Source organism: Sulfitobacter sp. (assembly GCF_036960155.1).
In the GTDB taxonomy this organism is placed as follows: domain Bacteria; phylum Pseudomonadota; class Alphaproteobacteria; order Rhodobacterales; family Rhodobacteraceae; genus Sulfitobacter.
This window is the reverse complement of record NZ_JBALWB010000001.1, coordinates 296,246-320,581: the sequence shown is the minus strand read 5'-3', so window position 1 is coordinate 320,581 and position 24,336 is coordinate 296,246. Positions and strand designations below refer to the sequence as shown.

General features: G+C 53.5%; 27 protein-coding genes. 10 read left to right on the top strand and 17 right to left on the bottom strand.

The window, feature by feature from the left end:
• Positions 1–29: 29 nt before the first annotated feature.
• Together V7775_RS01460 and arsH are read left to right on the top strand one after the other, a co-directional pair.
• Positions 30–362: an ArsR/SmtB family transcription factor gene (locus tag V7775_RS01460; RefSeq protein WP_335750081.1), complete on the top strand. Its 333-nt coding sequence runs from the start codon at positions 30–32 to the stop codon at positions 360–362.
• A 180-nt stretch (positions 363–542) separates the two neighbouring features.
• Positions 543–1,253, top strand: coding sequence for an arsenical resistance protein ArsH (arsH, locus tag V7775_RS01455; RefSeq protein WP_335750080.1), 711 nt, complete (start codon positions 543–545; stop codon positions 1,251–1,253).
• 102 nt (positions 1,254–1,355) lie between these two features.
• Here arsH and V7775_RS01450 read toward each other — a convergent pair whose 3' ends face one another.
• The 3 genes from V7775_RS01450 to trxB form a co-directional block, all read right to left on the bottom strand.
• The gene (locus V7775_RS01450) at positions 1,356–3,386 is read right to left on the bottom strand and encodes a bifunctional sulfate adenylyltransferase/adenylylsulfate kinase (protein WP_443070073.1); all 2,031 of its coding nucleotides are present in this window, start codon (positions 3,384–3,386) and stop codon (positions 1,356–1,358) included.
• Positions 3,387–3,558: 172 nt separating this feature from the next.
• Positions 3,559–4,014, bottom strand: coding sequence for a ribose 5-phosphate isomerase B (gene rpiB, locus V7775_RS01445; RefSeq protein WP_335750078.1), 456 nt, complete (start codon positions 4,012–4,014; stop codon positions 3,559–3,561).
• A 32-nt stretch (positions 4,015–4,046) separates the two neighbouring features.
• Positions 4,047–4,991 carry a thioredoxin-disulfide reductase gene (gene trxB, locus V7775_RS01440; protein ID WP_335750077.1) on the bottom strand — a complete coding sequence of 315 codons (945 nt, stop codon included), beginning with the start codon at positions 4,989–4,991 and terminating at the stop codon, positions 4,047–4,049.
• Between the two features lie 259 nt (positions 4,992–5,250).
• Between trxB and V7775_RS01435 the strand changes: the two genes are divergently transcribed.
• Positions 5,251–5,751: an Lrp/AsnC family transcriptional regulator gene (locus V7775_RS01435; protein WP_335750076.1), complete on the top strand. Its 501-nt coding sequence runs from the start codon at positions 5,251–5,253 to the stop codon at positions 5,749–5,751.
• A gap of 22 nt (positions 5,752–5,773) precedes the next feature.
• Here the strand turns inward: V7775_RS01435 and V7775_RS01430 are convergent, their stop codons facing one another.
• From V7775_RS01430 to lgt, 5 genes are all read right to left on the bottom strand, one after another.
• Positions 5,774–6,550 carry a Hint domain-containing protein gene (locus tag V7775_RS01430; protein ID WP_335750075.1) on the bottom strand — a complete coding sequence of 259 codons (777 nt, stop codon included), beginning with the start codon at positions 6,548–6,550 and terminating at the stop codon, positions 5,774–5,776.
• Positions 6,551–6,877: 327 nt separating this feature from the next.
• The gene (locus V7775_RS01425) at positions 6,878–7,024 is read right to left on the bottom strand and encodes a hypothetical protein (RefSeq protein WP_335750074.1); all 147 of its coding nucleotides are present in this window, start codon (positions 7,022–7,024) and stop codon (positions 6,878–6,880) included.
• A 287-nt stretch (positions 7,025–7,311) separates the two neighbouring features.
• Positions 7,312–8,064: a peptidoglycan editing factor PgeF gene (gene pgeF / locus V7775_RS01420; protein ID WP_335750073.1), complete on the bottom strand. Its 753-nt coding sequence runs from the start codon at positions 8,062–8,064 to the stop codon at positions 7,312–7,314.
• Positions 8,061–9,122, bottom strand: a complete 1,062-nt coding sequence (locus V7775_RS01415; protein WP_335750072.1) for a class I SAM-dependent methyltransferase — start codon at positions 9,120–9,122, stop codon at positions 8,061–8,063. The genes pgeF and V7775_RS01415 overlap by 4 nt, the downstream gene beginning before the upstream one ends.
• The gene (gene lgt / locus V7775_RS01410; RefSeq protein ID WP_335750071.1) at positions 9,119–10,003 is read right to left on the bottom strand and encodes a prolipoprotein diacylglyceryl transferase; all 885 of its coding nucleotides are present in this window, start codon (positions 10,001–10,003) and stop codon (positions 9,119–9,121) included. Before lgt ends, V7775_RS01415 begins: the two co-directional genes overlap by 4 nt.
• A 91-nt stretch (positions 10,004–10,094) precedes the next feature.
• Between lgt and V7775_RS01405 the strand changes: the two genes are divergently transcribed.
• The 5 genes from V7775_RS01405 to V7775_RS01385 all read left to right on the top strand — a co-directional run bounded on the left by V7775_RS01405 (position 10,095) and on the right by V7775_RS01385 (position 13,266).
• Positions 10,095–10,334 (top strand): accessory factor UbiK family protein, encoded by a 240-nt coding sequence (locus tag V7775_RS01405; RefSeq protein ID WP_335750070.1) that lies wholly within the window; start codon positions 10,095–10,097, stop codon positions 10,332–10,334.
• A gap of 308 nt (positions 10,335–10,642) precedes the next feature.
• A complete protein-coding gene (locus V7775_RS01400) occupies positions 10,643–11,143 on the top strand; it encodes a YbjN domain-containing protein (protein ID WP_335750069.1) in 501 nt (166 codons plus the stop codon).
• Between the two features lie 29 nt (positions 11,144–11,172).
• Positions 11,173–11,988: a pyrroline-5-carboxylate reductase gene (gene proC, locus V7775_RS01395; RefSeq protein WP_335750068.1), complete on the top strand. Its 816-nt coding sequence runs from the start codon at positions 11,173–11,175 to the stop codon at positions 11,986–11,988.
• Positions 11,981–12,319 carry a tRNA-binding protein gene (locus V7775_RS01390; protein ID WP_335750067.1) on the top strand — a complete coding sequence of 113 codons (339 nt, stop codon included), beginning with the start codon at positions 11,981–11,983 and terminating at the stop codon, positions 12,317–12,319. Before proC ends, V7775_RS01390 begins: the two co-directional genes overlap by 8 nt.
• The gene (locus V7775_RS01385) at positions 12,316–13,266 is read left to right on the top strand and encodes a 2-hydroxyacid dehydrogenase (RefSeq protein WP_335750066.1); all 951 of its coding nucleotides are present in this window, start codon (positions 12,316–12,318) and stop codon (positions 13,264–13,266) included. The genes V7775_RS01390 and V7775_RS01385 overlap by 4 nt, the downstream gene beginning before the upstream one ends.
• Here the strand turns inward: V7775_RS01385 and V7775_RS01380 are convergent.
• Positions 13,263–13,844: a thymidine kinase gene (locus V7775_RS01380; RefSeq protein ID WP_335750065.1), complete on the bottom strand. Its 582-nt coding sequence runs from the start codon at positions 13,842–13,844 to the stop codon at positions 13,263–13,265. The genes V7775_RS01385 and V7775_RS01380 overlap by 4 nt on opposite strands.
• A 161-nt stretch (positions 13,845–14,005) precedes the next feature.
• Between V7775_RS01380 and V7775_RS01375 the strand changes: the two genes are divergently transcribed.
• Positions 14,006–14,464 (top strand): hypothetical protein, encoded by a 459-nt coding sequence (locus V7775_RS01375; protein ID WP_335750064.1) that lies wholly within the window; start codon positions 14,006–14,008, stop codon positions 14,462–14,464.
• Between the two features lie 79 nt (positions 14,465–14,543).
• On the opposite strand, the gene V7775_RS01370 is transcribed toward V7775_RS01375, so the two are convergent.
• From V7775_RS01370 to V7775_RS01350, 5 genes are all read right to left on the bottom strand, one after another.
• Positions 14,544–15,668 (bottom strand): beta-ketoacyl-ACP synthase III, encoded by a 1,125-nt coding sequence (locus tag V7775_RS01370; RefSeq protein ID WP_335750063.1) that lies wholly within the window; start codon positions 15,666–15,668, stop codon positions 14,544–14,546.
• 292 nt (positions 15,669–15,960) lie between these two features.
• Positions 15,961–16,419 carry a tRNA (cytidine(34)-2'-O)-methyltransferase gene (locus tag V7775_RS01365; protein ID WP_335750062.1) on the bottom strand — a complete coding sequence of 153 codons (459 nt, stop codon included), beginning with the start codon at positions 16,417–16,419 and terminating at the stop codon, positions 15,961–15,963.
• 111 nt (positions 16,420–16,530) lie between these two features.
• Positions 16,531–19,878: a carbamoyl-phosphate synthase large subunit gene (carB, locus tag V7775_RS01360; protein WP_335750061.1), complete on the bottom strand. Its 3,348-nt coding sequence runs from the start codon at positions 19,876–19,878 to the stop codon at positions 16,531–16,533.
• Positions 19,879–19,961: 83 nt separating this feature from the next.
• A complete protein-coding gene (locus V7775_RS01355) occupies positions 19,962–20,564 on the bottom strand; it encodes a thermonuclease family protein (protein WP_335750060.1) in 603 nt (200 codons plus the stop codon).
• Positions 20,565–20,749: 185 nt separating this feature from the next.
• The gene (locus V7775_RS01350) at positions 20,750–21,511 is read right to left on the bottom strand and encodes an alpha/beta fold hydrolase (RefSeq protein WP_335751042.1); all 762 of its coding nucleotides are present in this window, start codon (positions 21,509–21,511) and stop codon (positions 20,750–20,752) included.
• Positions 21,512–21,564: 53 nt separating this feature from the next.
• On the opposite strand from V7775_RS01350, the gene V7775_RS01345 reads away from it, so the two are divergent.
• Complete coding sequence (locus V7775_RS01345; RefSeq protein WP_335750059.1) at positions 21,565–21,939, top strand: hypothetical protein; 375 nt, start codon at positions 21,565–21,567, stop codon at positions 21,937–21,939.
• On the opposite strand, the gene V7775_RS01340 is transcribed toward V7775_RS01345, so the two are convergent.
• From V7775_RS01340 to glyA, 3 genes are all read right to left on the bottom strand, one after another.
• Positions 21,936–22,331 (bottom strand): (R)-mandelonitrile lyase, encoded by a 396-nt coding sequence (locus V7775_RS01340; RefSeq protein ID WP_335750058.1) that lies wholly within the window; start codon positions 22,329–22,331, stop codon positions 21,936–21,938. The genes V7775_RS01345 and V7775_RS01340 overlap by 4 nt on opposite strands.
• Positions 22,332–22,439: 108 nt before the next feature.
• A complete protein-coding gene (locus V7775_RS01335; RefSeq protein ID WP_335750057.1) occupies positions 22,440–22,763 on the bottom strand; it encodes a DUF2004 domain-containing protein in 324 nt (107 codons plus the stop codon).
• 193 nt (positions 22,764–22,956) lie between these two features.
• A complete protein-coding gene (gene glyA / locus V7775_RS01330; protein ID WP_335750056.1) occupies positions 22,957–24,234 on the bottom strand; it encodes a serine hydroxymethyltransferase in 1,278 nt (425 codons plus the stop codon).
• Positions 24,235–24,336 lie beyond the last annotated feature (102 nt).

The window sequence follows — 24,336 nt, the reverse complement described above, 5'->3', positions numbered from 1 at the left end:
TAGCTTAATTTATCCATAAATCATGATATATGGATAAATTAAAAGCCCTCGATGCCTTCGCAGCTTTAAGTCAGGCCACCCGTCTCGACGTTTTCCGCCTTCTTATTAAGGCTGGGGACATTGGCATGACGGCAGGTAGCATCAGCGACACCCTTGATGTGCGTCAAAATACGATGTCCGCCAACCTTTCGGTTCTGACGCGTTCTGGCTTGATCCGGAGCGAACGAGAGGGGCGTAGCATTCGTTATTTTGCGGATATGGCGGGGATGCGCGGCTTACTTGCATTCTTGCTGGAGGATTGTTGCGGAGGGCGACCTGATCTGTGCCAGCCCGTCATCAATGAAATTGCCTGCGCATGTTAGGCAGACCTAGTGATCCGGTCTTTCGGCGCCTGGGCAATCCCTTCCAGTTGCTTAGGTCACATTTTTCAAATCTAGAAGCCAATAACGCTGACGCGGTTGTCCAAGTCCATATGTTACTTGCGCGCACCCATTTGTTGAAAGAGGCGCGCGTATCCCGAATTGACGAGAAAGGAAAAGGCGTTGCCTGATACTCCGAACATTGAAGAACAGCATTTCGATGAGATCAATACAGATCGTCTACTGACATCTATTCACCCAAAACATGCGCCGCGTATTCTGTTACTGTATGGGTCCTTGCGAGAACGTTCGTTCAGTCGGTTGATGACAGAAGAGGCCGCGCGCATTTTGACGCGACTTGGGGCGGAAACACGTACGTTTTGCCCTTCTGGCCTGCCTTTGCCGGATGACGCAGGGGTTGAGCATCCGAAAGTACAGGAATTGCGTGATCTGGCCACATGGTCTGAGGGTATGGTCTGGTGCTCGCCCGAACGGCACGGCGCGATGACTGGGATCATGAAAACACAGATCGATTGGATTCCGCTTTCCCTTGGGGGTGTGCGCCCTACTCAAGGGAAAACCCTTGCAGTGATGCAGGTGAATGGCGGCTCTCAAAGCTTTAATACCGTCAACCAGCTCCGTATTTTGGGACGGTGGATGCGGCTGCTCACGATCCCGAACCAATCCTCCACACCAAAGGCGTTTCTCGAATTTGACGATGCAGGTCGGATGAAACCATCGCCGTTTTACGACAGGGTTGTTGATGTAATGGAGGAGCTGGTGAAGTTTACAGTTCTTACGCGCGGGAACGAAGGCTACCTCTTGGATCGGTATAGCGAGAGAAAAGAGACTGCTGAGCAGTTGTCCAAACGGGTGAACCAAAAGACGATTTAACCTGCCATCCTGTGCGCGGTTTCAGAGGGGTTGGCCTTTTCAGTATCCAAAAAAAAGGCCAGCCCAATTGGGCTGGCCTAATGGTATTAATCTAGAGCTAGATTAGCCTTTAATCAGACCCATGCTTTCCAACTTGAGCAGAACTTGGTGCGCGCAGTTATCTACGTCCACGTTTTCTGTCTCAACGCTCAACTCAGGGCTTGCAGGAACGTCATAGGGATCGGAGATGCCTGTGAATTCCTTGATTTTGCCTTCGCGTGCCAGCTTGTACAGGCCTTTGCGATCACGACGTTCGCACTCATCAATTGAGGTCGCTACGTGTACTTCGACAAATGCACCGAATGCTTCGACGTCTTCACGTACCGCGCGGCGGGTGGTTGCATAAGGCGCAATTGGCGCACAGATGGCGATGCCGCCGTTTTTGGTGATCTCTGACGCAACATAGCCGATGCGGCGGATGTTCAGATCGCGGTGCTCTTTGCTAAAGCCCAGCTCGGAGCTGAGGTTTTTGCGCACGATGTCACCGTCAAGCAATGTCACAGGGCGACCGCCTTGCTCCATCAATTTGACCATCAAAGCGTTGGCGATGGTGGATTTGCCGGAACCGGAGAAGCCAGTGAAGAACACTGTGAAGCCTTGGCTTGCACGTGGTGGCTTGGTGCGGCGCAATTCTTTTACAACTTCAGGGAATGAGAACCACTCAGGGATATCAAGACCTTCGGCCAGACGGCGGCGCAACTCGGTGCCCGAGATGTTCAAAATGGTAACATCTTCTTTGTCTTTGATTTCGTCCATGGCTTCGTATTGGGCGCGTTCTGCAACCCATACCATGTGTTTGAAATCGACCATTTCGATGCCCATTTCTTCTTGGTGCTCGCGGAACAAGTCCTGCGCGTCATAGGCACCATAGAAATCTTCACCAGCAGAGTTGGAGCCGGGGCCAGCGTGGTCACGACCAACGATGAAGTGTGTGCAGCCGTGGTTTTTACGGATCAGGCCGTGCCATACCGCTTCACGTGGGCCAGCCATGCGCATGGCAAGGTTCAGCAGGGACATTGCCGTTGTTGCTTGTGGGTACTGGTCCAGAACAGCTTCGTAGCAACGAACGCGTGTGAAGTGGTCAACATCGCCCGGCTTGGTCAGACCGACAACTGGGTGGATCAACAGGTTCGCTTGTGATTCGCGTGCGGCGCGGAACGTCAGTTCTTGGTGCGCGCGGTGCAGTGGGTTACGTGTTTGGAACGCAACAACTTTGCGCCAGCCCATTTTGCGGAAGTGGGCGCGCATTTCATTTGGCGTGTCGCGGCGGGATTTGAAATCGTAGTGTACAGGCTGCTGGAGGCCAGTAACCGGGCCGCCGAGGTATACTTTGCCGGCTTGGTTGTGCAGGTAGTTCACCGCTGGGTGTGCATCGTCGTCTGCGCCGAATACTTTTTCCGCTTCGAGTGCTTTGTTTGGCACCCAGTTGTCGCTGACGGTCATGGTGGCGAGGATAACACCCTCTTGATCGCGCAATGCGATGTCTTGCCCAATTTCAAGCTTGCCCGCGAACTCTTCGGAGACGTCCAGCGTGATGGGCATTGGCCACAGGCTACCGTCTGCAAGGCGCATGTTTTCAACAACACCGTCATAGTCGGCTTGTGAAAGGAAACCTTTGAGCGGGTTAAAGCCACCGTTCATCAGCAGTTCCAGATCGCAGATCTGACGCGGTGTCAGATCGTGGCTCACCAGATCGGTTGCTTCGAGTTTCAGTTTTTCTGCGCTGTCGTAAGAGACATATAGCTCAGGGATGGGGGCAAGGTTATTTTGCATGAGTTTTGTCCTGATTTTCAAGGGAGAGAGGCCAGAAGTTGTGCCGGTTAATTCAGCGTGCAACGCGTCGTATTCGGCAAACTTGCGGGTTAGGAATTGGTCGGTGATGCGGTTTTTTTCCGCCGCACCGCGGGTTGTGATTGCATAGGCAAAACGGGCCCGTTTGTCTGGGCCGTTGCGGTCAGTAATATTGACAAGGCCTGCATCGGTGGCTTGGCGCAAAAGCGCATTCAGGCGACCTAGCGAAACCCCAATTGCCGTAGCCGTCGCCCGTTGGGACGCATGGGGCGCGATATCCACCTGTCGCAACAGGCGGAACATTTGATCCTCCTGCTCGGAGGTGATTTTTTCGGGCGACATGGCCATCGGGACAGACTCAATCTTTGTTCACGAATGAACACATAAAGAAAAAGTATGTTCATGCAAGAACAAACTTTCGTCTCCGATGGCCAAAGCTCAATCGTGTGAGTTCGGCAACATTAGGTAGTGTGGATCAGTCTGATGTTTCAATTGCGGTGATCATATCCACCCGCTTTGCATGGCGCCCGCCCTCAAATTCAGCGTCCAGAAAGGCATCAACGATATCTATCGCAAGGCCCGCACCCACCACTCGCGCCCCCATCGAGAGCACGTTTGCATTATTGTGCTGACGAATCATGCGTGCAGAAAACGTGTCAGAGCAGACTCCACAGCGAACACCGTCCACCTTGTTGGCTGCCATCATGATGCCTTGTCCGGTGCCGCACAAGATAACGCCCAATGCGCAATCACCAGAGGCAACATGGCGTGCAGCAGCTTCGCCATGTTTAGGGTAGTCGGTGCTTTCGTTGGTGGTGGGGCCGATATCAACAACCTCCCAGCCGCGCTGCGCGATATGCGCGGCAATCATCTGGCGTAGTTCAATATCGGCGTGGTCGCTGGAAACGACAATGCGAGTATTAGTGGTCATGTGGATGCTTCCTGTAATCAGGTGTCTTAGGGTTATTCGTCGACTTCGGCCAAGAAACGCTCAGCCTCTAGGGCAGCCATACAGCCCATGCCTGCGCTGGTGACGGCCTGACGGTATTTGTGATCAGTCAAATCGCCTGCTGCAAATACACCGGGGATAGATGTTTCGGTGCTGTCTGGTTTTGTAACAACATAGCCGCCCATGTGCGTTTCAAGCGTATCTTTCACCAGCTCATTTGCGGGCGCGTGACCAATCGCAACAAACACACCTTTGCAGGGGATGTCAGTGATCTCACCAGTTTTGGTGCTCTTTACTTTGATCCCTTCAACGCCCAGCGGGCTGTCGGTGCCATAGACTTCCTCAAGCTGGTGGAACCAAAGCGGTTCGATCTTGGGGTTTTTCTCTAGGCGGTCGATCAGGATTTTCTCTGCACGCAGCTCATCGCGGCGGTGGATCAACGTTACCTTGGAGGCAAAGTTGGTGAGGAACAGCGCTTCTTCGACGGCTGTGTTGCCGCCGCCGATCACAACGATCTCTTGTCCACGATAGAAAAAGCCATCGCAGGTCGCGCATGCAGACACGCCAAAGCCTTTGAATTTTTCTTCGCTCTCAAGACCCAGCCATTTGGCGCGCGCACCAGTGGCCAGAACAACCGATTCAGCTTCATAGATTGTACCGCTGTCACCTTTTGCGATGAACGGGCGCTTGCTGAGATCGAGATCCAAGATGATATCGCCGATGATCTCGGTGCCCATCGCTTTGGCGTGGGTTTCCATGCGGATCATCAGGTCAGGGCCTTGGACTTCGGAATCTCCGGGCCAGTTTTCAACTTCGGTAGTTGTGGTCAGCTGGCCGCCCGGCTCAATGCCCTGAACAAGGATGGGGTTCAGCATTGCGCGGCTTGCATAAACGCCAGCGGTATAGCCAGCGGGGCCGGAGCCGATGATCAAAAGCTTGGTCTTGCGTGTCTCGGCCATATGGCACCTTTGTGTACTTGAAGTGAGGATTCTTTGTTAGCACTGATATATACAGCGGCTGGGGTGGCTTAAACCCCTTGGGGGGTATGTGATCACAGTGAGGTGATCTTGGATGTCGTGTTTTGGGGCACTGTGCCCCTGCGTTGTGCCGCGGATAGCCGCTAACTTCTGGATGTTTTAATATTATTGCGTCTATGTGAAACAATGTTGCGCGTGATAGCGTTATCTATATAACAATCGAAAATCTATAGGGGGCCTTATGGCTGGTTCACGACTTGATCCGATTGATCGGAAAATCTTGGCTGAGTTACAGGCAGACGGGCGTATGACCAATGTGGAATTGGCCAAACGCGTTGGCATTTCAGCGCCGCCTTGTTTGCGCCGCGTGCGCACCCTTGAGGAACACGGATTTATTCGCGGTTACCACGCTGACGTGGATGCACGTGAGTTGGGGTTTGAAGTTCAGGTTTTTGCGATGGTCGGTTTGAATAGCCAAGCAGAGGCAGATCTGTCCGCATTTGAGGAACGCTGCCGCGAATGGTCGCTGGTTCGCGAGTGCCACATGCTGAATGGTGAGGTGGATTTCATGCTTAAATGCGTCGCGCCTGACTTGTCCAGCTTTCAGAGTTTTTTGACTGGTCAGCTTTTGACTGCGGCGAATGTGGCCAGTGTAAAGACTTCATTGGTAATTCGGAACGCCAAGGATGACCCCGGCGTTCCGTTTGACGTTTTGGAGGAACGCTTGAGCGTTCAGGCCTGAGATAGCCTAAACGCCCGAAGAATTAGTGAATGTCGATTTCTGGCGCGCGCGGGTGTGCCAGCGGGCCGAAGTCAGACAAATGCCCAATACGTGGAAAGAGCGAGATAAAGCGGTCGCGCAATGAGTGGCTGACCTCACGCGGCGCTGCTGAACCGGGATGAAACGTCTCCATCTCAATTCCGTCTACATTGATTACGGCATGTCGTGACAGACAGATGTGGAACAGGCGCGTTGGCGTTGGCGGCGTGACTTCGATCACGTTTACACCATCTACAAATTTTGATGCGGGCGTCAGCAACTGTTTTCCATCAGCCAAACCGCGAAGGTTGGCGGGTGTGTGCAGGATACGAGCACCGGGTCCAACCGTAAGAGAGCGTTCTGGACGCGACTGGCCAAGGCTGTCTGGCATGATGCGAATGAGAGGCGTTCGTTTGCCCGCATCTGCCGGAGAGAAGGTGGAGGTGCCAATCCAAGTCAGTTGTGCCGCTTCGCCAGTGGAAGTCTGAACCATATCGCCCGGCTGGAGGTCTTCCACAGCGACAGGGCCCATTGTTGTTTGCACTAAGCTGCCATGTGTAAACGCCGAGAATGCATCTTCAAAAAGCGGGATCGCTGGTGCCGAGCTTTGGCCAATGAACAATGAATTGTCCTCACGCAATGCAGCGACCTCATAGGTGCGCGTTGGCAATTGAGCTGCCAGCGTCTGGCCGTTTGATGTCGGCATGGAAGAAGTTGTCATTCCGTACCCCGTTTTACGCGCTGCTGAACGTGCGGCAGCTGGATTGGCAGTTAGTGTCATGCGATTCACCTATCATGGTTGGTCACATCCCTCGTCGGCCCCCACCGACAACGACGGAAATAACGTTTTGGTCATTTCATGTCTTTCGTTGGGTCTAATTCGCCTTGTTTCAGCCCTATTGTCAAAGGTTCCATGACATTTGAGAGGCTTTGAGCATCAATTCATACAAATGATACAGGTTTGTTTCCCAAAAATTGAGATGTGCTGCCACATTCCGATCAGGAATCAAAAAAAACCCTCCCTGCGAATCTACGCAGAAAGGGTTTCTTTGGTGGCGGCAGGCCTATGAGGGGAGGAGGTGACCTGCTGCCGGGGAGAATCTGGGTCTTATGCTGCTTTGCGTTGTGTCATCTCAGCGGCGCGGCGTTTTGCAACAAATGCAGCGCGACGTGTGCCGCGGGCCCAAGGCATGACCGTATCGTTGTCTGCTGCGGCTTTTGTGATCGACTTGATAAAGCGTGCGTTGGTTTTCATGGCTCTGGTCCTCGGTCTCTATTGTTGTTTGGGCGCTGCCCTTGCTTGAGACTGAATATGACGGGGCATTCGGGCTAGTTTTGGGCATTTAAATTAAAAGTAGGGAAAACAGCAGAGGCATTGATGTTGGAATGTGGCGATGGGGCCATATTCAGGTCAGGCCCTTAAAAATATGAAGGTTTCGGATGATTGTACGCGCTGTGGCAACAATCTTGCCGATTGTTTCGCGATTTAGGGAGGTCAACTTGGGCAAACACGTGACCCATTTTGCCTCAATCGCGCCAAAATCAAAGGGTGATGGCGGCAATCAAGCGACCATAGTCCGCTTCTTTGGCATGTGTCGTGCGCCGATAGGAGTAGAATCGATCTGCATCTGAAAATGTACAATGGCGTGTCCATTCGGCATGGCCAACGCCAGCGGCGCGCAATCGGTTAAGGCCAAAGCCGGGAAGATCAAACAGCATGCGATCGCCCTCACCGTTGATAAAGTAACGGGCATAGTCGGGGTCTTCGGAGATAAAGCTGTCCAAAAACTCGGGGCCAACTTCATAAGCTGCTTGGCTGATTGAGGGGCCGATGACGGTCACGATGTTCTCGCGTTTGGCGCCTAAGGCCTCCATAGCGTCTATAGTGGCATGTAATACGCCATCCAGCGCGCCGCGCCATCCAGCGTGTGCGGCCCCGATAACGCCTGCTTCGGCATCTGCAAAAAGTACGGGCTGGCAGTCCGCAGTCAGGACAGACAAGGCAAGGCCAGGTGTCGCTGTGACCAATGCATCCGCACGAGGTTTTTCCGCCATAGGGCTATCAGCGGTTATGGCGGTTGCTGAATGAACTTGGTGCACGCCCAGCAGATGAGTGTGTGGAACGCCCATGGCATCCGCTACAAGTGCGCGGTTGATTGCAACAATTTCGGCTTGATCGGTAGATCCTTGACCACAGTTGAGTCCCGCAAAAACCCCAGATGAAGCCCCGCCGCGGCGGGTGAAGAACCCGTGCTTTACTGGCAGGGCGTCTGAGGTCAGGATTTCTAAGGTCATATGTCCAGTCCGGGTAACATTGGTTTGCCTTCGGGAACGATTCCGAAAACCTTGAACAAGTTTCCCATTTCCTGCGGGTGCGTCAAGCGGCGATGTGCGGCCACATGAGTTTCAAGAGCTTCACCGCTTAGAGTTTGTGCAAGGGCTTGTGCGCGTGGCGTGATGCCAAGGCGTTCCAGAAATACTCCTTGGGGTGTGATGCGGCTGGGTGTGCAGGATGCGCTTGCATGCAAAAGAGCTTCGAAATCTACATGCGCGGTAAGGTCGGCGTGACCCGGCGCGGCCAGTGGATCAGCGGGCGCATGGTTCTGAATGGCCTGAAGGGTGTCACCCAGAGTGCGCCAATCACCGTAATCGAAAACCAGTCCGGCACCACCATAGGCTTTGATCCGTTCACAAAGGATAGAAAGAATAGGGGCCGCTGCGGCGCAATCCTCGATGAGGTCACCGTCCTTTGTGTCTTCAATGCGGTGCATCAAAGCGGGTTGCGGTTGCGTGGGGCCAAGCCCAAATGCAAGTGCGCCGTCTTGTAGGCCAACCTGCCGCTCGCGCCAATTTGCGCCATCGCGAACGAATTGTCGGATCGGCAGCGCATCAAAGAATTCGTTGGCGATGAAGAATGTGGATTGCTTTGGCAGATCCTCAATGGTGTCGATCCATTGTGGGGCAAAACCTGTTAGTGCTTTGCCTTGGATCGCGCGCAGGGCAGGGGATGCCTCTAGCAGGATAATATCTGCGGCATCTACAAAACCAGCAACGCTGGAGCAGGCGCGCAGTGCGTCAGCCATCAGTGTGCCGCGTCCCGGTCCCAGCTCAACCAGAGAGAACGGCTTGGGCGCGCCTTGGTTAAGCCATGCCTGCGCCAGTGACAATCCAACAAGTTCGCCAAACATCTGGCTGATTTCTGGCGCAGTAATAAAATCACCTGCCGCGCCAAAAGGCGTGCGTGTCGTATAGTATCCGTGCTCAGGGTGCAGCAAACACGTTGTCATATAGCTGTCGAGCCGCATCGGGCCTTGCGAGATAATCTGAGACGTCAGGATGTCAGATAGGCTCATTTGGTGCGCCGTGCCCGTAGAATAAAGAAGAGGCCGATTGCCATCATTGGTAAACACAGGACTTGACCCATGGTCAGGCCATAGCCGTTGATTTGCCATGCGAGGCCCAGCGGATTGCCTGCCGAGATAAACTGCGCGTCGGGTTGGCGGAAGAACTCCACAATAAAGCGGGCAACTCCGTAACCGGCTAGGAATGTTCCCATAATGACACCGGGTGTTTTGAGGGCACCACGTCGCCATGCAAGCCAGATTAGGAATGCGCCAAGGATGAGGCCTTCAAGGGTCGCTTCGTATAGCTGAGACGGGTGGCGTGCGCAGATGCCAATGACGTCGGGACAATGCTGTGCTTGTTCGGTGGGGAATGCGACGCCCCAAGGCAAGTCGGTCTGACGGCCCCAAAGTTCGGCATTAACGAAGTTAGCGATGCGGCCCAGCAGCAGACCGGGGGCAATGCCAAGCGCCACGATGTCTCCGGCACTGATACGTGCGATCTGGTGGCGACCTGTATATAGGAATGCCGCAAAGATCACGCCTAGCGCGCCGCCGTGAAAGGACATGCCGCCCTCCCAAACCCGCAGGATTTGCGCAGGGTTGGACAGGTAATAGGCGGGTTGGTAAAATAACACATACCCGAAGCGCCCCCCAAGGATCACGCCAAGGATCACCCAAGTGAGCAAGTCCTCGATTTGCGGGCCAGTCATGACGGGCTTTTGATCACGCCACAGGCGCGGTGTGTTTGCCGCACGCAGCACCAAACGCCAGCCAAGCAGAATGCCGACGATGTAGGCCAGTGCGTACCAGCGCAATGCGAAGGTCATCCCCAAAAGGGAAATGGAAAATATCTCAGGAGAGATGTCGGGGAAGGGAATAAGAGCATGCATGTGGTGATTGAGCGCGGTCTTGCAGGGAAGTCAACCTTGCATGAGGGCGCAGGCAGCCCCATATAGAGCACATAGCCAGTGGAGAGACCTGATGCAGACCCGCAACAAAATTTTTGACGACCTGAGCCAGATCATGACGAACGCTATGGGCGTGGCCCAAGGCGCAAAAGACGAGGCCGAGAATGCCATGAAAGGCATGATGGACCGCTGGCTGGCTGATCGCGATTTTGTGACCCGCGAAGAATTCGACGCGGTGCGCGCAATGGCGCAAAAAGCCCGCGAAGAAAACGGAGCACTGAAAGCTCGTTTGGACGCGCTAGAGGCAAAGTGACCTGAAGGGCGCGCTGCCGCGCGACACCTTTTTCTATTTGCCACACATCATGTGATCGCCTCCGGTATCTGCTGGGGGCGTTTTTGTGTATGCGATGCAGGCGCAAAAGAGGCCAGTTATCGAAGGAATTGAGGGTTATCCCCCGCTGATTGGGGTTATCCCCAGAAAAACACTTGCCAGATACTACCCAGACCGCCACCATATATTGTAGGACGCACAGGCATATCCGCGTTCTATAGCGTAAGCACCCAAGGTTCAGGGGCGATAACAGCTCTGATAGCTTTGGCGAAAACAATAAAGGTGGCAAAATGGCCCTGTCCGAGCAGTATTTGGAAGACGACATTCACCCGATCGACATTGTCGAGACGCTGGCAGCCCATCACGATTGGGATTTCGACCGCATCTCTGACGAGCAAATATCCATGTCCGTAGAAGGACAGTGGCGTACCTATTCGGTGACGCTAGCATGGTCGGCTTATGACGAAACGCTGCGCCTGATTTGTTCGTTCGAAATGGAGCCACCCGAAGATAAAATTCCAGCACTTTATGGTTTGTTGAATGATGTGAATGACCGCTGTTGGGCGGGCGCGTTCACCTATTGGGCAGAACAGCAGATGATGGTCTATCGCTATGGGCTGGTCCTTGCTGGTGGCCATGTCGCAAGCCCTGAACAGATTGATACTATGATCGGTGCAGCTGTTATGAGCTCGGAACGTTACTATCCTGCGGTGCAATTGGTTGTTTGGGGAGATCAGTCTCCGAAGGAAGCATTGCAAGTCGCCATTGCAGAGGCCTACGGGCGCGCGTAATTCTATCCCCCTGACTTGTAGGGGGATATATGGAAAATTCACGAATAGCGGCTGATGGTCTGGTTCTTTTGGGCTGTGGCAAGATGGGCTCGGCCATGTTGGAGGGTTGGTTGGCGCGTGGCCTACCTGCTGCCTCAGTTTGGGTCAAAGACCCATTTCCGTCTGATTGGCTGAAAAGCACGGGCGTTCATATAAACGAAAATTTGCCAACCGCACCTGCAATCGTCTTGGTGGCTGTTAAGCCGCAAATGATGGCTGAGGCGTTGCCGACCCTTAAGTTGATGGGCAACGGCAAGACGCTGTTTGTCAGCGTCGCAGCTGGAACACCGATTTCATTCTTTCAAGAGACGCTGGGGCAAGAGACGCCTGTGGTGCGTGCGATGCCAAATACTCCTGCTGCGATATCGCAGGGGATCACGGCGATTGTTGGGAATGATCATGCGGGTGCTGAAGGGCTGGATGAGGCTGAATTGCTGCTGAGTGCAGTGGGCGAAGTCGTCCGCCTGAGCGAAGAGGCGCAAATTGATGCTGTCACAGGCGTCAGTGGCTCAGGCCCGGCCTATGTGTTCCACATGATCGAGACATTAGCCGCTGCGGGTGAAGCCGAAGGCCTGCCTGCTGACATGGCGTTGCAATTGGCGCGTGCCACTGTCGCGGGTGCAGGTGCTTTGGCGATGGTTGCGGATGAGGGGCCTGCGCAGTTGCGCGTGAATGTGACCAGCCCCAATGGCACAACACAGGCAGCGCTAGAAGTGCTGATGGATGAGGACAACGGCTTCCCGTCGCTGATGCGTCGCGCTGTAGCCGCTGCAACAAACCGTTCAAAGGAACTGGCACGTGGCTGAGATTTCGTTTGATGATTTTATGAATGTCGACATTCGTACTGGGCGCGTGGTGAAGGCCGAACCTTTCCCCGAAGCGCGCAAACCAGCGATCAAGGTTTGGATCGATTTTGGTGACGGAATTGGGGTGCGCAAGACGTCTGCCCAGATCACTGTCCATTACACACCCGAAGCGCTGATCGGGCGTCAGGTAATGGGGGTTGTGAATTTCCCGCCCCGTCAGATTGGGCCCTTTATGTCGGAGGTTCTGCTGTTGGGGGTGCCTGATGAAAACGGCGCGATCGTTCTGGTTGGTCCGGATAGTGAAACGCCTAGTGGAGGACGCATGCATTGAAAAAGGTACTAGTTGGTCGGGGATTGCCCGAAGACGTCTACGCGTTACTTGAAGGTTTGGATGTCACGCGGCGGGATGAAACATCCCCGCTGGGTGGAGATGAAATGCGTGCAGCACTGTGTGAATATGATGGCGTGATCTGTACGTTGGGTGATCAGTTCTCGGCTGAGGTGTTTGCAGATGTACCCAATCCGCGGTGCAAGGTTTTGGCAAATTTTGGCGTTGGGTATAACCACATTGATGTGGAGGCCGCGAAAGCGGCGGGAGTAACTGTCACAAACACACCTGGCGCTGTTACGGATGCAACAGCGGATACTGCGATGACACTGATGTTAATGAGCGCACGGCGCGCGGGCGAGGGGGAACGCTTGGTTCGGTCTGGCGCGTGGGAGGGTTGGCATCCAACGCAGATGCTGGGCCTTCATCTGAGCGGCAAAACCGTCGGTATCGTTGGTATGGGGCGCATCGGGCAGGCGATTTCGCGGCGGTGTCACTATGGATTTGGCATGACCGTAGCCTACTATGGGCGCGGGGAAAAAACGCTGGATTTCGAAGCGACTTTTTACAGCACGCTAAACGACCTGGCCGCAAAGGTTGATGTACTGGTTGTTTCCGTCCCTGGTGGCGCTGAAACACACCACCTGATTGATGCGGATGTGATGGCGGCCATGCAGCCTCACGCGCGGTTGATCAACATCGCGCGCGGCAATGTTGTAGAACAAGCCGCCCTTATTTCGGCCCTTCAGGCCAATGAAATAGGGGGAGCGGGCTTAGATGTGTATGAGTTTGAGCCCGAAGTTCCGCAGGCTTTGTTAGATCTGGATAACGTGGTTCTATTACCGCATTTAGGTACTGCAACCGAGGAAGTGCGTGTGGATATGGGGCGTATGGCGGTTGAAAATCTACAAGCCTTCCTGCGCGGTGATACCCCTCCAAATCCGGTTTAGGTGTCACCAATCGCCTCACGCCAATGACGGCGGCACAGAGAAATATAACTTTCGTTGCCACCGATCTGTACTTGCGCACCTTCGCGCAGAACATTGCCCTCGGCGTCTTGGCGAACAACCATCGTCGCCTTCTTGCCGCAGTGACAGATGGTACGAATTTCCCGCATCTCATCGGCGAGCGCTAGCAATGCCGCAGACCCAGGAAACAGCTGTCCCCGAAAATCGACCCGAAGACCGTAACACATGATCGGCACGCCGAGATCATCAACAGCGCGCGCCAAATCCCAAACCTGTGCGTCACTCAAGAAATGCGCCTCATCAACAAAGATACAGGCGCAAGGCCCTTCAATGAGGCGGTTCGAAATCTTTTGGAGCAGATTTTCTGTGACGTTATAAGTGTCGGCATCTTGGGAAATACCGATGCGTGATGCGATCTTGCCTTCGCCCGCACGATTGTCAAATTGCGCAGTCATGAGATAGGGGACCATGCCCCGCTCGCGATAGTTATGCGCCGCCTGCAATAGAACAGTCGATTTTCCCGCATTCATGGTCGAATAATTGAAATAGAGTTTAGCCATTTGCGTATTTATCCGGTACTTGGGTTGGTGTGCAAGACGATCATAGGCGAAATTACAATTAGCAGGATAAATTGCACTAGGACTCCGGTGGTAGGAACGATATATAGCTTTAAACCATACAAAATTTGCGTGTGGAGACACATCGAGTAAGGGCTATTAAAATGGATGCACCAGGCAACTATTTGAAAAAACACACAGAAGCCTTGGTGAAGGCAGTTGGCGTTGAAGCTGCCTGTGAAGTCACTGGGAAATCTAAAGCAACGTTGGGGCGGTATTATTCTGACCATGACGAGCATGCTGACCGATTTATGCCCGTTGATGCGGTTGCTGCGCTGGAAACAGCAGCGGGATACCCCCATTTAACGCAAGCTCTAGCAGAGCTTTCAGGTGCGCACCTTGATTTCGACCAAAGGCGTCCAAACGATACGTCTATTGGCGGTGTGAATGCAGATGTGATCGCGCTTAGTCAGCGTTTCGCGATGCTGATGGGGGAATATCAGCAGTCCATTGCAGATGGAAAAATCACGTTCAATGAGGCCAAGCGCTTGTTGAAAGAGACCACAATGCTGCAGCAGGTTCTCGTGGACATGAAGCTGCATTTGGAAGACGAAAGCGTTTAAGGCGGCGACAGGGCCGTCCCGAACATCTTGGTAATATTTGTTCTCAACGGGTTGAGAGCACGGCTGAAGCTCAAATCCTTTAGCCGTGTTTTTGTACAATGACTGAGCCAACAGAATAACCTGCGCCGAACGAGCAGATAAGGCCTGTATCACCATCTTCCAAGTCGTCAGAATACTTTGAGAATGCAATGATTGAACCAGCCGAGGATGTGTTGGCATAATCTTGCAGGATATTTGGTTGTTCGCCTGCTTCGGGTGTTCGGCCTAGAACCTTCTTACCAATAAAATCATTCATCGATTTGTTCGCTTGGTGAAGCCAAAGGCGTTTTAGATCAGATGCCTGCATGCCTTCATCTGCCATCTGATTTGCGATGTGTGCTGATACCATTGGCAGGACTTCTTTGAATACTTTGCGGCCGTTTTGCATAAACTGCATATCGCGGCGATCTGCTACGCCGTCGGGGCGTGAACGGCGCAAGAAACCATTGTTGTTGCGAATGTTGTTTGAAAAGTCGGTCGCGCAACGTGTTGATTTGATTTCAAAGTAGGGGCCTGCTGCATTTTCGGATCGTTCGATCAATACTGCCGTAGCCACGTCACCAAAGATAAAGTGGCAGTCACGGTCGCGCCATTCTAGGTGGGCTGAACAAATTTCGGGACACACAACCAATGCGCTGCGGATGGAACCAGAGCGGATCATGTCAGCAGCAGCCTGAATGCCGAATGTGGCAGAGGAACACGCAACGTTCATGTCAAAGGCGAAGCCGTTGATCTCTAGAAGGTTTTGGATTTCAATTGCCACGGCAGGGTAGGCACGTTCGAGGTTTGAAGCAGCACAAATTACAGCATCCACATCAGCAGCGGTTTTTCCAGCTGCGGTGAGGGCCTTGTTTGCGGCATCCAAAGCCATTTCAGCCATCAGAGATGGCTCATCATCACTGCGTTGACGCAGTAACGGATGCATGACCTTTGGGTCAAGTATGCCAGTTTTATCAATGACATATCGTTGGTTAATGCCTGAAGCCTTAAAGATAAACTCCTCAGAGGAATAGTCTTTTGCTGGAAGGTCGCCAGCGGCGATTTGGTCCGCGTTTTCGGCGTTGTAGATGTCCACGTAGGCGTTGAAGCTTTCGACCAACTCGGCATTGGTGATGGTTTCAGAAGGCGTAAAGACGCCTGAGCCTGTAATTGCGGGTGTGTACATCTCATTTTCCTCTTTACGGTCAGCGACTTCAGTCGCCAAGTGCCTGTGGATAACATCATTCGGTGTCGGGCTGTCTTCTAACACCTTGTTTTACTCACGCCATGCACTGTGCGTGTACAAGTCGTACTGAGAAACATTTTAACGGGTTTTGTTAGAAGTGCCTATGGATAAATTCTGAAACTCATACTGAGGATGGCTGAGGCAGAGAACGGAGTTTTCTGGACGCTCGAATGGATCAGGTATCAAAGGTTGTTGCTTGGTCGAAGCGAACATTGTCTGAGGTCGCGATCTTTCAGCCGTCCAACTGAGGTCGCATGGCCGTATAAACAACGGCTGTTGCTACGTTCGCCAAGTTTAGTGACCGAACGAGGGGGCTGAGCATGGGAAGCTTAAATACCCGGTCATCCTGGCCCTCTAAGATTTTAGGAGGCAACCCTTTGGATTCACAGCCAAATACTAAAAATGCATCATGCTGGTACTCGGGGGCGTAGATGGTTTGCGCGCCATGTTCCTCAAAGAAGTATGTGCTTTCACGTGGTGGATTACGCTCAGCTAAAAAGCTTTCCCAGCTTTCATATTCGGTCAAGTTTACGTGTTTCCAGTAGTCGGTTCCTGCCCGCCGAACTGCTTTTTCGTCCAATGAAAACCCGTAAGGTTTGATCAGAATGAGTTCGAGATTTAGCGCTACGCAGGTCCGCCCGATTGCACCTGTATTATAGGGAATTTCGGGTGTCACTAATACGATTTTCATTCGGGAATCTGGCATAGGATATTTGGACTTTCTAAGTCACGGGCGCGGGATCAGCCCAGTATTATCCCAAACCCCAAGCGGGCATTTGTAAGTGCCTGCTTGGGGGTGCTCTTAACCTTGTAGCGGTTTCACCCCGAGATCGTCCTCTGCTTGCGCCTTGATTGCCAGTGCGGCGGCATGAGCGCCAGCGGCGGTCGTGTAGTAGGGGATTTTATCATAAAGGGCGATTGAGCGGATGGATTTGCTGTCCTCAACCGCTTGTGCGCCCTCAGTTGTGTTCATGACGAGGTGGATCTGTTCGTCCTTCATCATGTCGGTGATGTCTGGACGCCCCTCATAGACCTTGTTCACTATTTCACAGGGAATGTCGTGCTCTGACAGCCATGATGCGGTGCCACGGGTGGCGACAATGGTGAAAGATTGAGCAATCAGGATACGTGCCGCTTCTACAACATCAGCTGTTTTGTCGGCATCCTTGATGGAAAGAAACGCATTGCCAGAACGCGGCAGCATCGTGCCTGCGCCCATCTGCGCCTTAAGGAAGGCACGCGGGAAATCGCGATCCCAACCCATTACTTCGCCAGTTGAACGCATTTCAGGTCCAAGGATTGTATCAACACCGGGGAAACGTGCGAAAGGCAGCACGGCCTCTTTGACCGAGAACCATGGCATGTTTGGATTGGCCAATGTCATCGGATCACCGAGTGGCAGAATATCGTCGTATTTGGCATTTTCGTCATAGGGAGCACGCAGCGGGAAGTTGCTGAGCGGTTCACCCGCCATGATACGGGCAGCGATGCTGGCGATGGCACTATCTGTGGCTTTGGCAACAAACGGCACCGTACGAGACGCGCGCGGGTTCACTTCGATCAAGAAGATTTCCTCAACGCCTTCAGCATTCGCTTTGACCGCGAACTGAATGTTCATCAGGCCAACAACATTAAGTGCTTTTGCCAGTGCTTTGGTTTGCACTTCGATCTCGGCAATGATGTCTTTGCTGAGGGAGTAGGGAGGGAGCGAACAGGCGCTATCACCTGAGTGCACGCCAGCCTCTTCGATGTGCTGCATGATGCCTGCGACGTGAACATCTGTGCCATCAGAAAGCGCGTCAACATCCAGTTCCACAGCGCCGGACAGATAGCTATCAAGCAAAACAGGGCTGTCACCAGAAACAACTACGGCCTCAGAGATATACCGCTCTAGCTGGGTCTGGTCGCGCACGATTTCCATCGCGCGGCCGCCCAAAACGTAGGAAGGGCGTATGACCAGTGGGAAGCCGATGTCTTTTGCAATTTCAAAAGCTTCTTCATCCGTATGGGCGATACCATTATGCGGCTGTTTCAGGCCAAGGTTTTGCACAAGATCGGCAAAACGTTCACGGTCTTCCGCGAGGTCGATCATGTCAGGCGTCGTGCCAAGGATTGGGATGCCTTCGTCTTGCAGGGCCTGTGCGATTTTCAAAGGCGTTTGGCCACCAAACTGAACAATAACACCGTGCAGCGTGCCATTTTCCTGCTCAACACGTAGAATTTCCATAACGTGCTCAAACGTGAGCGGCTCAAAATACAGACGATCCGAGGTGTCATAATCGGTTGAGACGGTTTCGGGGTTACAGTTGACCATGATCGTTTCATAGCCAGCATCCGTCAGCGCATAACAGGCGTGGCAACAGCAATAATCAAATTCTATCCCTTGACCGATACGGTTCGGGCCACCACCAAGGATCACAACTTTATTGCGATCAGATGGCCGCGCTTCACATTCGGCCTCGCCCATCATCGGGCTCTCGTAGGTGGAATACATGTAGGGCGTTTGCGCTTCAAACTCCGCGGCGCAAGTATCGATGCGTTTGAACACGGCTTTAACGCCAAGGTTCAGGCGTGCGCGGCGTACGTTGTCTTCGTCGCGGCCCGTGAGCTTGCCTAGGCGCGCATCGGTAAAGCCCATCATTTTGATGGCGCGCAGGGCGTCTTCGGTGACAGGCAGGCCGTTTTTTCGAATGTCTTCTTCGGCCTCAATGATCTCGCGGATGCGGGCAAGGAACCAAGGGTCAAACATGGTGGTTGCGTGGATGTCTTCATCCGACATGCCGTGACGCATGGCCTGAGCGATAGTGCGCATGCGATCAGGAGTGGTCTTGCTGATGGCTTTGGTAATCGCAGCGGTGTCTGGTGCGCCGGGGATATCGATTTCGTCAAATCCGGTCAGGCCTGACTCCATTGATGCGAGCGCCTTTTGCAGGCTCTCATGGATGGTGCGGCCAATCGACATTGCCTCGCCCACAGATTTCATCGCCGTTGTCAGGTAGGGCTCGGAACCGGGGAATTTCTCAAACGCGAACTTCGGAATCTTGGTGACAACATAGTCGATTGTCGGCTCAAAGGACGCGGGCGTGACACCTGTGATGTCATTGTCCAGCTCATCCAGCGTGAAGCCAACAGCCAGCTTTGCCGCGATCTTGGCAATCGGGAAACCTGTTGCCTTGGACGCCAAAGCCGAGGAACGCGATACGCGCGGGTTCATCTCAATCACAACCATACGCCCATCGGCAGGGTTGATGGACCACTGCACGTTGGAACCGCCCGTTTCCACGCCGATTTCGCGTAATACCGCGATCGACTGGTTGCGCATGATCTGGTATTCTTTGTCCGTCAGCGTCAGGGCCGGGGCAACTGTGATGGAATCGCCTGTGTGCACACCCATCGGGTCGACGTTTTCAATGGCGCAAACGATGATGGCGTTGTCGGCTGTGTCGCGCACAACTTCCATCTCAAATTCTTTCCAACCCAGTAGGGATTCGTCGATCAGGATTTGGCCCATCGGTGACGCATCCATGCCCGAGCGGCAGAAGAATTCGTAATCTTCGCGGTTATACGCGATGCCGCCGCCTGTGCCGCCCATCGTGAATGCGGGGCGGATAATTGCGGGCAGGCCGATCTCTTCGAGAGATTCGAGCGCAATCGCAACACCAGCAGCAAGGTCTTTTTTACCGTTCGCATCTTTAGGCGCTGTGCAGATAGTCGCTTTGGGGTTTTCGATGCCGAGGCGGTCCATAGCTTCGCGGAACAGCTTGCGATCTTCTGCCATTTCAATGGCTTCACGCTTTGCGCCGATCATCTCGACGTTGTATTTTGCCAGTACACCCATTTCCTCAAGCGCAAGCGAGGTGTTGAGGCCAGTTTGCCCGCCCATGGTAGGCAGCAGCGCGTCAGGGCGTTCTTTTTCAATGATTTTTGCAACAACTTCGGGTGTGATCGGCTCGATGTAGGTCGCATCGGCAAGGCCCGGATCGGTCATGATTGTCGCTGGGTTGGAATTGACGAGGATGACGCGGTAGCCTTCCTCCTTCAACGCTTTACAGGCTTGCGCGCCTGAGTAGTCGAATTCGCAGGCCTGTCCGATGACAATAGGCCCCGCACCAATGATCATGATCGACTGGATGTCGGTTCTCTTTGGCATGGCGTCAGCCCCCTAAAAATTGGCAAATTTGTGCGGTTATAGGCCGATGGCTGCGGGGTGCAAGGTGGAATCAGCGATGATTTTCATAGTGCGGTGTTCCGCTTGTCTTGGCGCGCGATTTGCTTGGCCTCGAATTGTTCCCAAACATGCATGCGCCCTTTCTGGCGTGCATCCGCTAACCAAAGCTTCTGACGTGCGTCGGGAAGTTCCAGTGATTTATATTGTCCACCAGAGTATTTTGGCCAGTCGATGGCAAGCCCGAGTTTGACCATTTCAGCAGAGAGGTCTCGGCCATCTTGTAGATAGCATTTTGCCACAGTACGTCCGTAGGAATCTTGATCAGTTATCGTTGCCAAAACTGTCTGGCCTTTGCACAAAGAAACCAGAGCCCATTTGGCCTTCTTTCCATAGGGGTGGTTCATCTCGGGTGCATCGACGCCGTATAAACGTATTTGGGTTTTTCGGATAACCAACGTGTCGCCGTCAATCACATATGCGGCACCTTGCAAGGTCGACTTGGTCGGTTCAGCTTTAACGCTCTTTGCATCAAACGGAAGATGTTTTGCTGCGGGCCTTTTGTGGATTTTTGGTTGGCTCGGTGGTTTGTAATCCTTGTCACCGTTCTTGCCAGCAAATGCATATATCAAGAGGCCGATCATCAGGAGAATAAATAGTAAAATTTCCAATTAACGAAGCCTTGTCTAATTCACGGTGCTGAATTTTACTTAAAACCCAATAATATGTCTTCTGCTATGTGCCGAGATAATTTTGGTTCGATAGGAATGATTTGTCCAGCCCTTGAAAAGAGCCCGGTTGTTGTCGCCGATTGTAGTGGCGAACACTCAATTGGGTATTTCGGACTAAGCAAGCTTCACGCATCCAGATAGGTGCGCACGGCTGCTTCAAACGCGCGGGGGCGGTCGGCGTGGAGCCAGTGGCCTGCTTGGGGCAGTTTGGCAAAACGGGCGGCAGGGAATAGCGATTTGATCAGCGGGCGGTCTTCGGGGCTGACGTATTTGCTGTCGGCTCCGGTGAGAAAGAGGGTGGGGTTTTCGAAGGTGCCGGATACGTCGGGGAAACCAATGATGTGATCCATCTCGGCGTCCAAGACTTCGAGGTTCAAGCGCCAGCGTTTTTCGGCAACATCGAGCGATTGGGTGAAAAAGCTCTGTAACGCAGGTTCCACGCCTTGTTCAGCAAGCTGCGCCGCCGCATCCGAGCGGCGGGTGATCGATTGCAAATCAACCCCAAGCATTGCTTTGATTTGGTGAGATTGGGAATGGTCATAGGTGACAGGCGCGATATCAGCCACAATAAGACGGCGCAGCAAGTCAGGGTATTTTAACGCCATAACCATCGCGGCCTTGCCCCCCATCGAGTGACCGCACAAATCAACGGGGCCACCAATGTGGCGGATCACTTCGGCAAGATCGTCTGCCAAATCTTCGTAGGTATGGGTGTCCGCGCGCGGGCTGTGGCCATGGTTGCGCATGTCGGGGGTGATGACGCGGCGGGTGTCTGACAGACGTTTGGCAATCACACCCCAGTTGCGGCCAGAGCCATAAAGGCCATGTGCAATAACAAGGGGGACTGAGCCTGCGGCGCTTTCGCCAAATTCGGTATAACTAAGCATGTCATAGGCGTAGCGCCATTGCAGCGCCAAGGCCAGAGGCATAGACAGGTCACATGATCACGGACAAAGATATGGCCACAAAATCGCGAAAACTGCGCGGGTTGATGCAGCAAAAGCTGGATGTGCGTGGCCGTGACCTGCGACAATCCTTGCGCAGGGCGGGGCGGCGGCTGCCGCGTTCCGTGCGTAAACGCGGTGCCGATCTGATGCGCGCCGAGATGCTGGCCCATAACCCCAAAACAGCGCGTCAGGTCAATGCAATTGAGGTGGATCAAGCATATGAATACATGCGCGCGCACCTTGAGGCGATTGATGTGAATGAGCAGCGCAAGACCCGTATCCTAAGTCTCACAGGTGCGATTATTGCGAATCTGCTGCTGGTTGTTTTGCTGTTTGTGGTGTGGTTGTGGTGGCGTGGTTATATCTAGGCCGAGTACTGCGCGTCAGTCACATGCTCCATCCATGTAACGGCTGATCCATCCAGTTCTTCTTGCAATGCGATGTGGGTCATTGCGACGTCGGGCGCGGCGCCATGCCAGTGCTTTTCATTCGGTTCAAACCAGACGGTATCGCCGGGGCGGATATGCTCAATTGAGCCACCTTCACGCTGTACTAGACCAACGCCCGCAGTCACGATCAATGTTTGGCCAAGCGGGTGGGTGTGCCAAGCCGTGCGCGCGCCAGCTTCAAACGTAACCGTCACGCCGCGCAATCGCGCAGGGGCAGGTGTGCTGATCAGCGGATCCATTCGCACAGTGCCGGTGAAATAGTTGGCTGGGCCTTTGCCAGAGGGGCGGGAGCCTACGGGGTGGATGATCATGAGGTGCGTTCCTTTTTGTGGAGGTTATCAATTAAACGGTACGATGACTAAAGTCCGCTTGGAGCCCAAATATACCAACTCTCGTTACCAAATTCTGGCATAAGACAGTCAGCTTTCCATCGAGACCTCTTCGACATCATCACCTGAAAAGCGTACTGACAAAACACAATCCGTCACATTTTCCGGCAAGCTGAAATCAAACACATTAATAATACCGTCGTCCTCATAACTCCAAGACGAGACCAAGACCAATGAATTGAGCATTTGAGACGCCTCTGGCTTCGGAGTGCCGTAAGTCTTTGAGAAATAATCAGCGTCAAGCTCTTCTAGGTGGTGCTCAATAAATAATTCAACGTTATCCTCACCTTCGGGCGTTCCGAGCAAGGACTTAATTGCCGTTAGTGCAGCTGTTTGTTTTTGCTGGTTGTCCATCGATAATCCCGTTGTACTGATTGCTGATAGTTCGGAAGTTGTACGATTTTCACGGACTCATCAAGCGTTCCAATTTGCAGTTTTATCGAATGGCTGAAAAGTCCACATAGCAGACCGAACCTTCAAAAACCAATGGCCCCGAACATCGCTGTCGGGGCCATTGTTGTCTTATAAAAGGCGAGAGGCCTATTATTTACAGGTTCGGGTAGATTGGGAAGCGGGCGCACATGGCCTCTACTTCTGCTTTTACCTTTGCCTCAACCGCTGCGTTGCCGTCTGCGCCGTTGGCTGCAATGCCGTCCACTACTTCGATGATCCAATCCGCGATCTGGCGGAACTCGGCCTCGGCAAAGCCGCGCGTTGTGCCAGCAGGGGAACCGAGGCGGATGCCGGAGGTCACGGTTGGTTTTTCCGGATCAAACGGAACGCCGTTTTTGTTACAGGTGATGTGCGCGCGGCCAAGGGCCTTGTCCACGATGTTACCTGTGACGCCTTTTGGACGCAGATCAACCAGAACAACGTGGGTGTCCGTGCCGTGCGTTACTGTATCCAAACCACCTTTGATCAGCTGATCCGACAGTGCTTGGGCGTTCAAAACAACCTGTTTGATGTAGGTTTTGAATTCCGGCTGAAGCGCTTCGCCGAATGCAACTGCTTTGGCTGCAATTACGTGCATCAACGGGCCACCCTGAATGCCGGGGAAGATGGCGGAGTTGAACTTTTTCGCCAGCGCCTCATCGTTGGTGAGGATCATGCCGCCGCGCGGACCGCGCAGTGTTTTGTGGGTTGTTGTTGTTGCAACATGTGCGTGTGGGAAGGGGGAGGGATGCTCTCCTGCGGCAACTAGGCCAGCAAAGTGGGCCATGTCCACGTGCAGATACGCGCCAACGCTATCGGCGATTTCGCGCATGCGGGCAAAATCGATCTGGCGTGGAATGGCGGAGCCGCCCGCGATGATCATTTTTGGCTGATGCTCGGTCGCAAGGGCCTGCACCTGATCATAGTCCAGCAGGTTGTCCTCTTTGCGCACACCGTATTGGATGGCGTTGAACCATTTGCCGGATTGGTTTGGCTTTGCGCCGTGGGTCAGGTGGCCACCAGCGTCCAGTGACATGCCAAGGATGGTATCACCTGGCTGAAGCAATGCTTGGAAAACGCCTTGGTTCGCTTGGGAACCTGAGTTGGGCTGAACGTTGGCGAAGTCGCAAGCAAACAATTCACACGCACGTTCGATCGCCAGATTTTCAGCAACGTCCACAAATTGGCAGCCACCGTAATAACGACGGCCCGGATAGCCTTCGGCGTATTTGTTGGTCATCACGCTGCCTTGGGCTTCCATAACGGCAGCGGACACGATGTTTTCGGATGCGATCAGTTCGATCTCATTGCGCTGGCGGCCCAATTCTAGGTTAATTGATTCTGCGATGGCCGGATCAGTATCGGCGAGCGAGCGGGTGAAGAAATCTGACATGGTGGCTCCTTGAGCGTGCTTGTACGGTTTCGTGTTTCGTATCGGAAACCTGATCGGAGGTGAAGATGCGAAAGCGACAGGGCGAGACATAGATGCGCCACG

Excerpts from the sequence above, each read along its gene's own strand:
- V7775_RS01460 (WP_335750081.1), top strand. The coding sequence starts at position 30 with ATGGATAAATTAAAAGCCCTCGATGCCTTCGCAGCTTTAAGTCAGGCC.
- V7775_RS01450 (WP_443070073.1), bottom strand. The coding sequence starts at position 3,386 with ATGTTCCGCCTGTTGCGACAGGTGGATATCGCGCCCCATGCGTCCCAA.
- rpiB (WP_335750078.1), bottom strand. The coding sequence starts at position 4,014 with ATGACCACTAATACTCGCATTGTCGTTTCCAGCGACCACGCCGATATT.
- trxB (WP_335750077.1), bottom strand. The coding sequence starts at position 4,991 with ATGGCCGAGACACGCAAGACCAAGCTTTTGATCATCGGCTCCGGCCCC.
- V7775_RS01435 (WP_335750076.1), top strand. The coding sequence starts at position 5,251 with ATGGCTGGTTCACGACTTGATCCGATTGATCGGAAAATCTTGGCTGAG.
- V7775_RS01430 (WP_335750075.1), bottom strand. The coding sequence starts at position 6,550 with ATGACACTAACTGCCAATCCAGCTGCCGCACGTTCAGCAGCGCGTAAA.
- V7775_RS01425 (WP_335750074.1), bottom strand. The coding sequence starts at position 7,024 with ATGAAAACCAACGCACGCTTTATCAAGTCGATCACAAAAGCCGCAGCA.
- pgeF (WP_335750073.1), bottom strand. The coding sequence starts at position 8,064 with ATGACCTTAGAAATCCTGACCTCAGACGCCCTGCCAGTAAAGCACGGG.
- V7775_RS01415 (WP_335750072.1), bottom strand. The coding sequence starts at position 9,122 with ATGAGCCTATCTGACATCCTGACGTCTCAGATTATCTCGCAAGGCCCG.
- lgt (WP_335750071.1), bottom strand. The coding sequence starts at position 10,003 with ATGCATGCTCTTATTCCCTTCCCCGACATCTCTCCTGAGATATTTTCC.
- V7775_RS01405 (WP_335750070.1), top strand. The coding sequence starts at position 10,095 with ATGCAGACCCGCAACAAAATTTTTGACGACCTGAGCCAGATCATGACG.
- V7775_RS01400 (WP_335750069.1), top strand. The coding sequence starts at position 10,643 with ATGGCCCTGTCCGAGCAGTATTTGGAAGACGACATTCACCCGATCGAC.
- proC (WP_335750068.1), top strand. The coding sequence starts at position 11,173 with ATGGAAAATTCACGAATAGCGGCTGATGGTCTGGTTCTTTTGGGCTGT.
- V7775_RS01380 (WP_335750065.1), bottom strand. The coding sequence starts at position 13,844 with ATGGCTAAACTCTATTTCAATTATTCGACCATGAATGCGGGAAAATCG.
- V7775_RS01375 (WP_335750064.1), top strand. The coding sequence starts at position 14,006 with ATGGATGCACCAGGCAACTATTTGAAAAAACACACAGAAGCCTTGGTG.
- V7775_RS01370 (WP_335750063.1), bottom strand. The coding sequence starts at position 15,668 with ATGTACACACCCGCAATTACAGGCTCAGGCGTCTTTACGCCTTCTGAA.
- V7775_RS01365 (WP_335750062.1), bottom strand. The coding sequence starts at position 16,419 with ATGAAAATCGTATTAGTGACACCCGAAATTCCCTATAATACAGGTGCA.
- carB (WP_335750061.1), bottom strand. The coding sequence starts at position 19,878 with ATGCCAAAGAGAACCGACATCCAGTCGATCATGATCATTGGTGCGGGG.
- V7775_RS01350 (WP_335751042.1), bottom strand. The coding sequence starts at position 21,511 with ATGCTTAGTTATACCGAATTTGGCGAAAGCGCCGCAGGCTCAGTCCCC.
- V7775_RS01345 (WP_335750059.1), top strand. The coding sequence starts at position 21,565 with ATGATCACGGACAAAGATATGGCCACAAAATCGCGAAAACTGCGCGGG.
- V7775_RS01340 (WP_335750058.1), bottom strand. The coding sequence starts at position 22,331 with ATGATCATCCACCCCGTAGGCTCCCGCCCCTCTGGCAAAGGCCCAGCC.
- V7775_RS01335 (WP_335750057.1), bottom strand. The coding sequence starts at position 22,763 with ATGGACAACCAGCAAAAACAAACAGCTGCACTAACGGCAATTAAGTCC.
- glyA (WP_335750056.1), bottom strand. The coding sequence starts at position 24,234 with ATGTCAGATTTCTTCACCCGCTCGCTCGCCGATACTGATCCGGCCATC.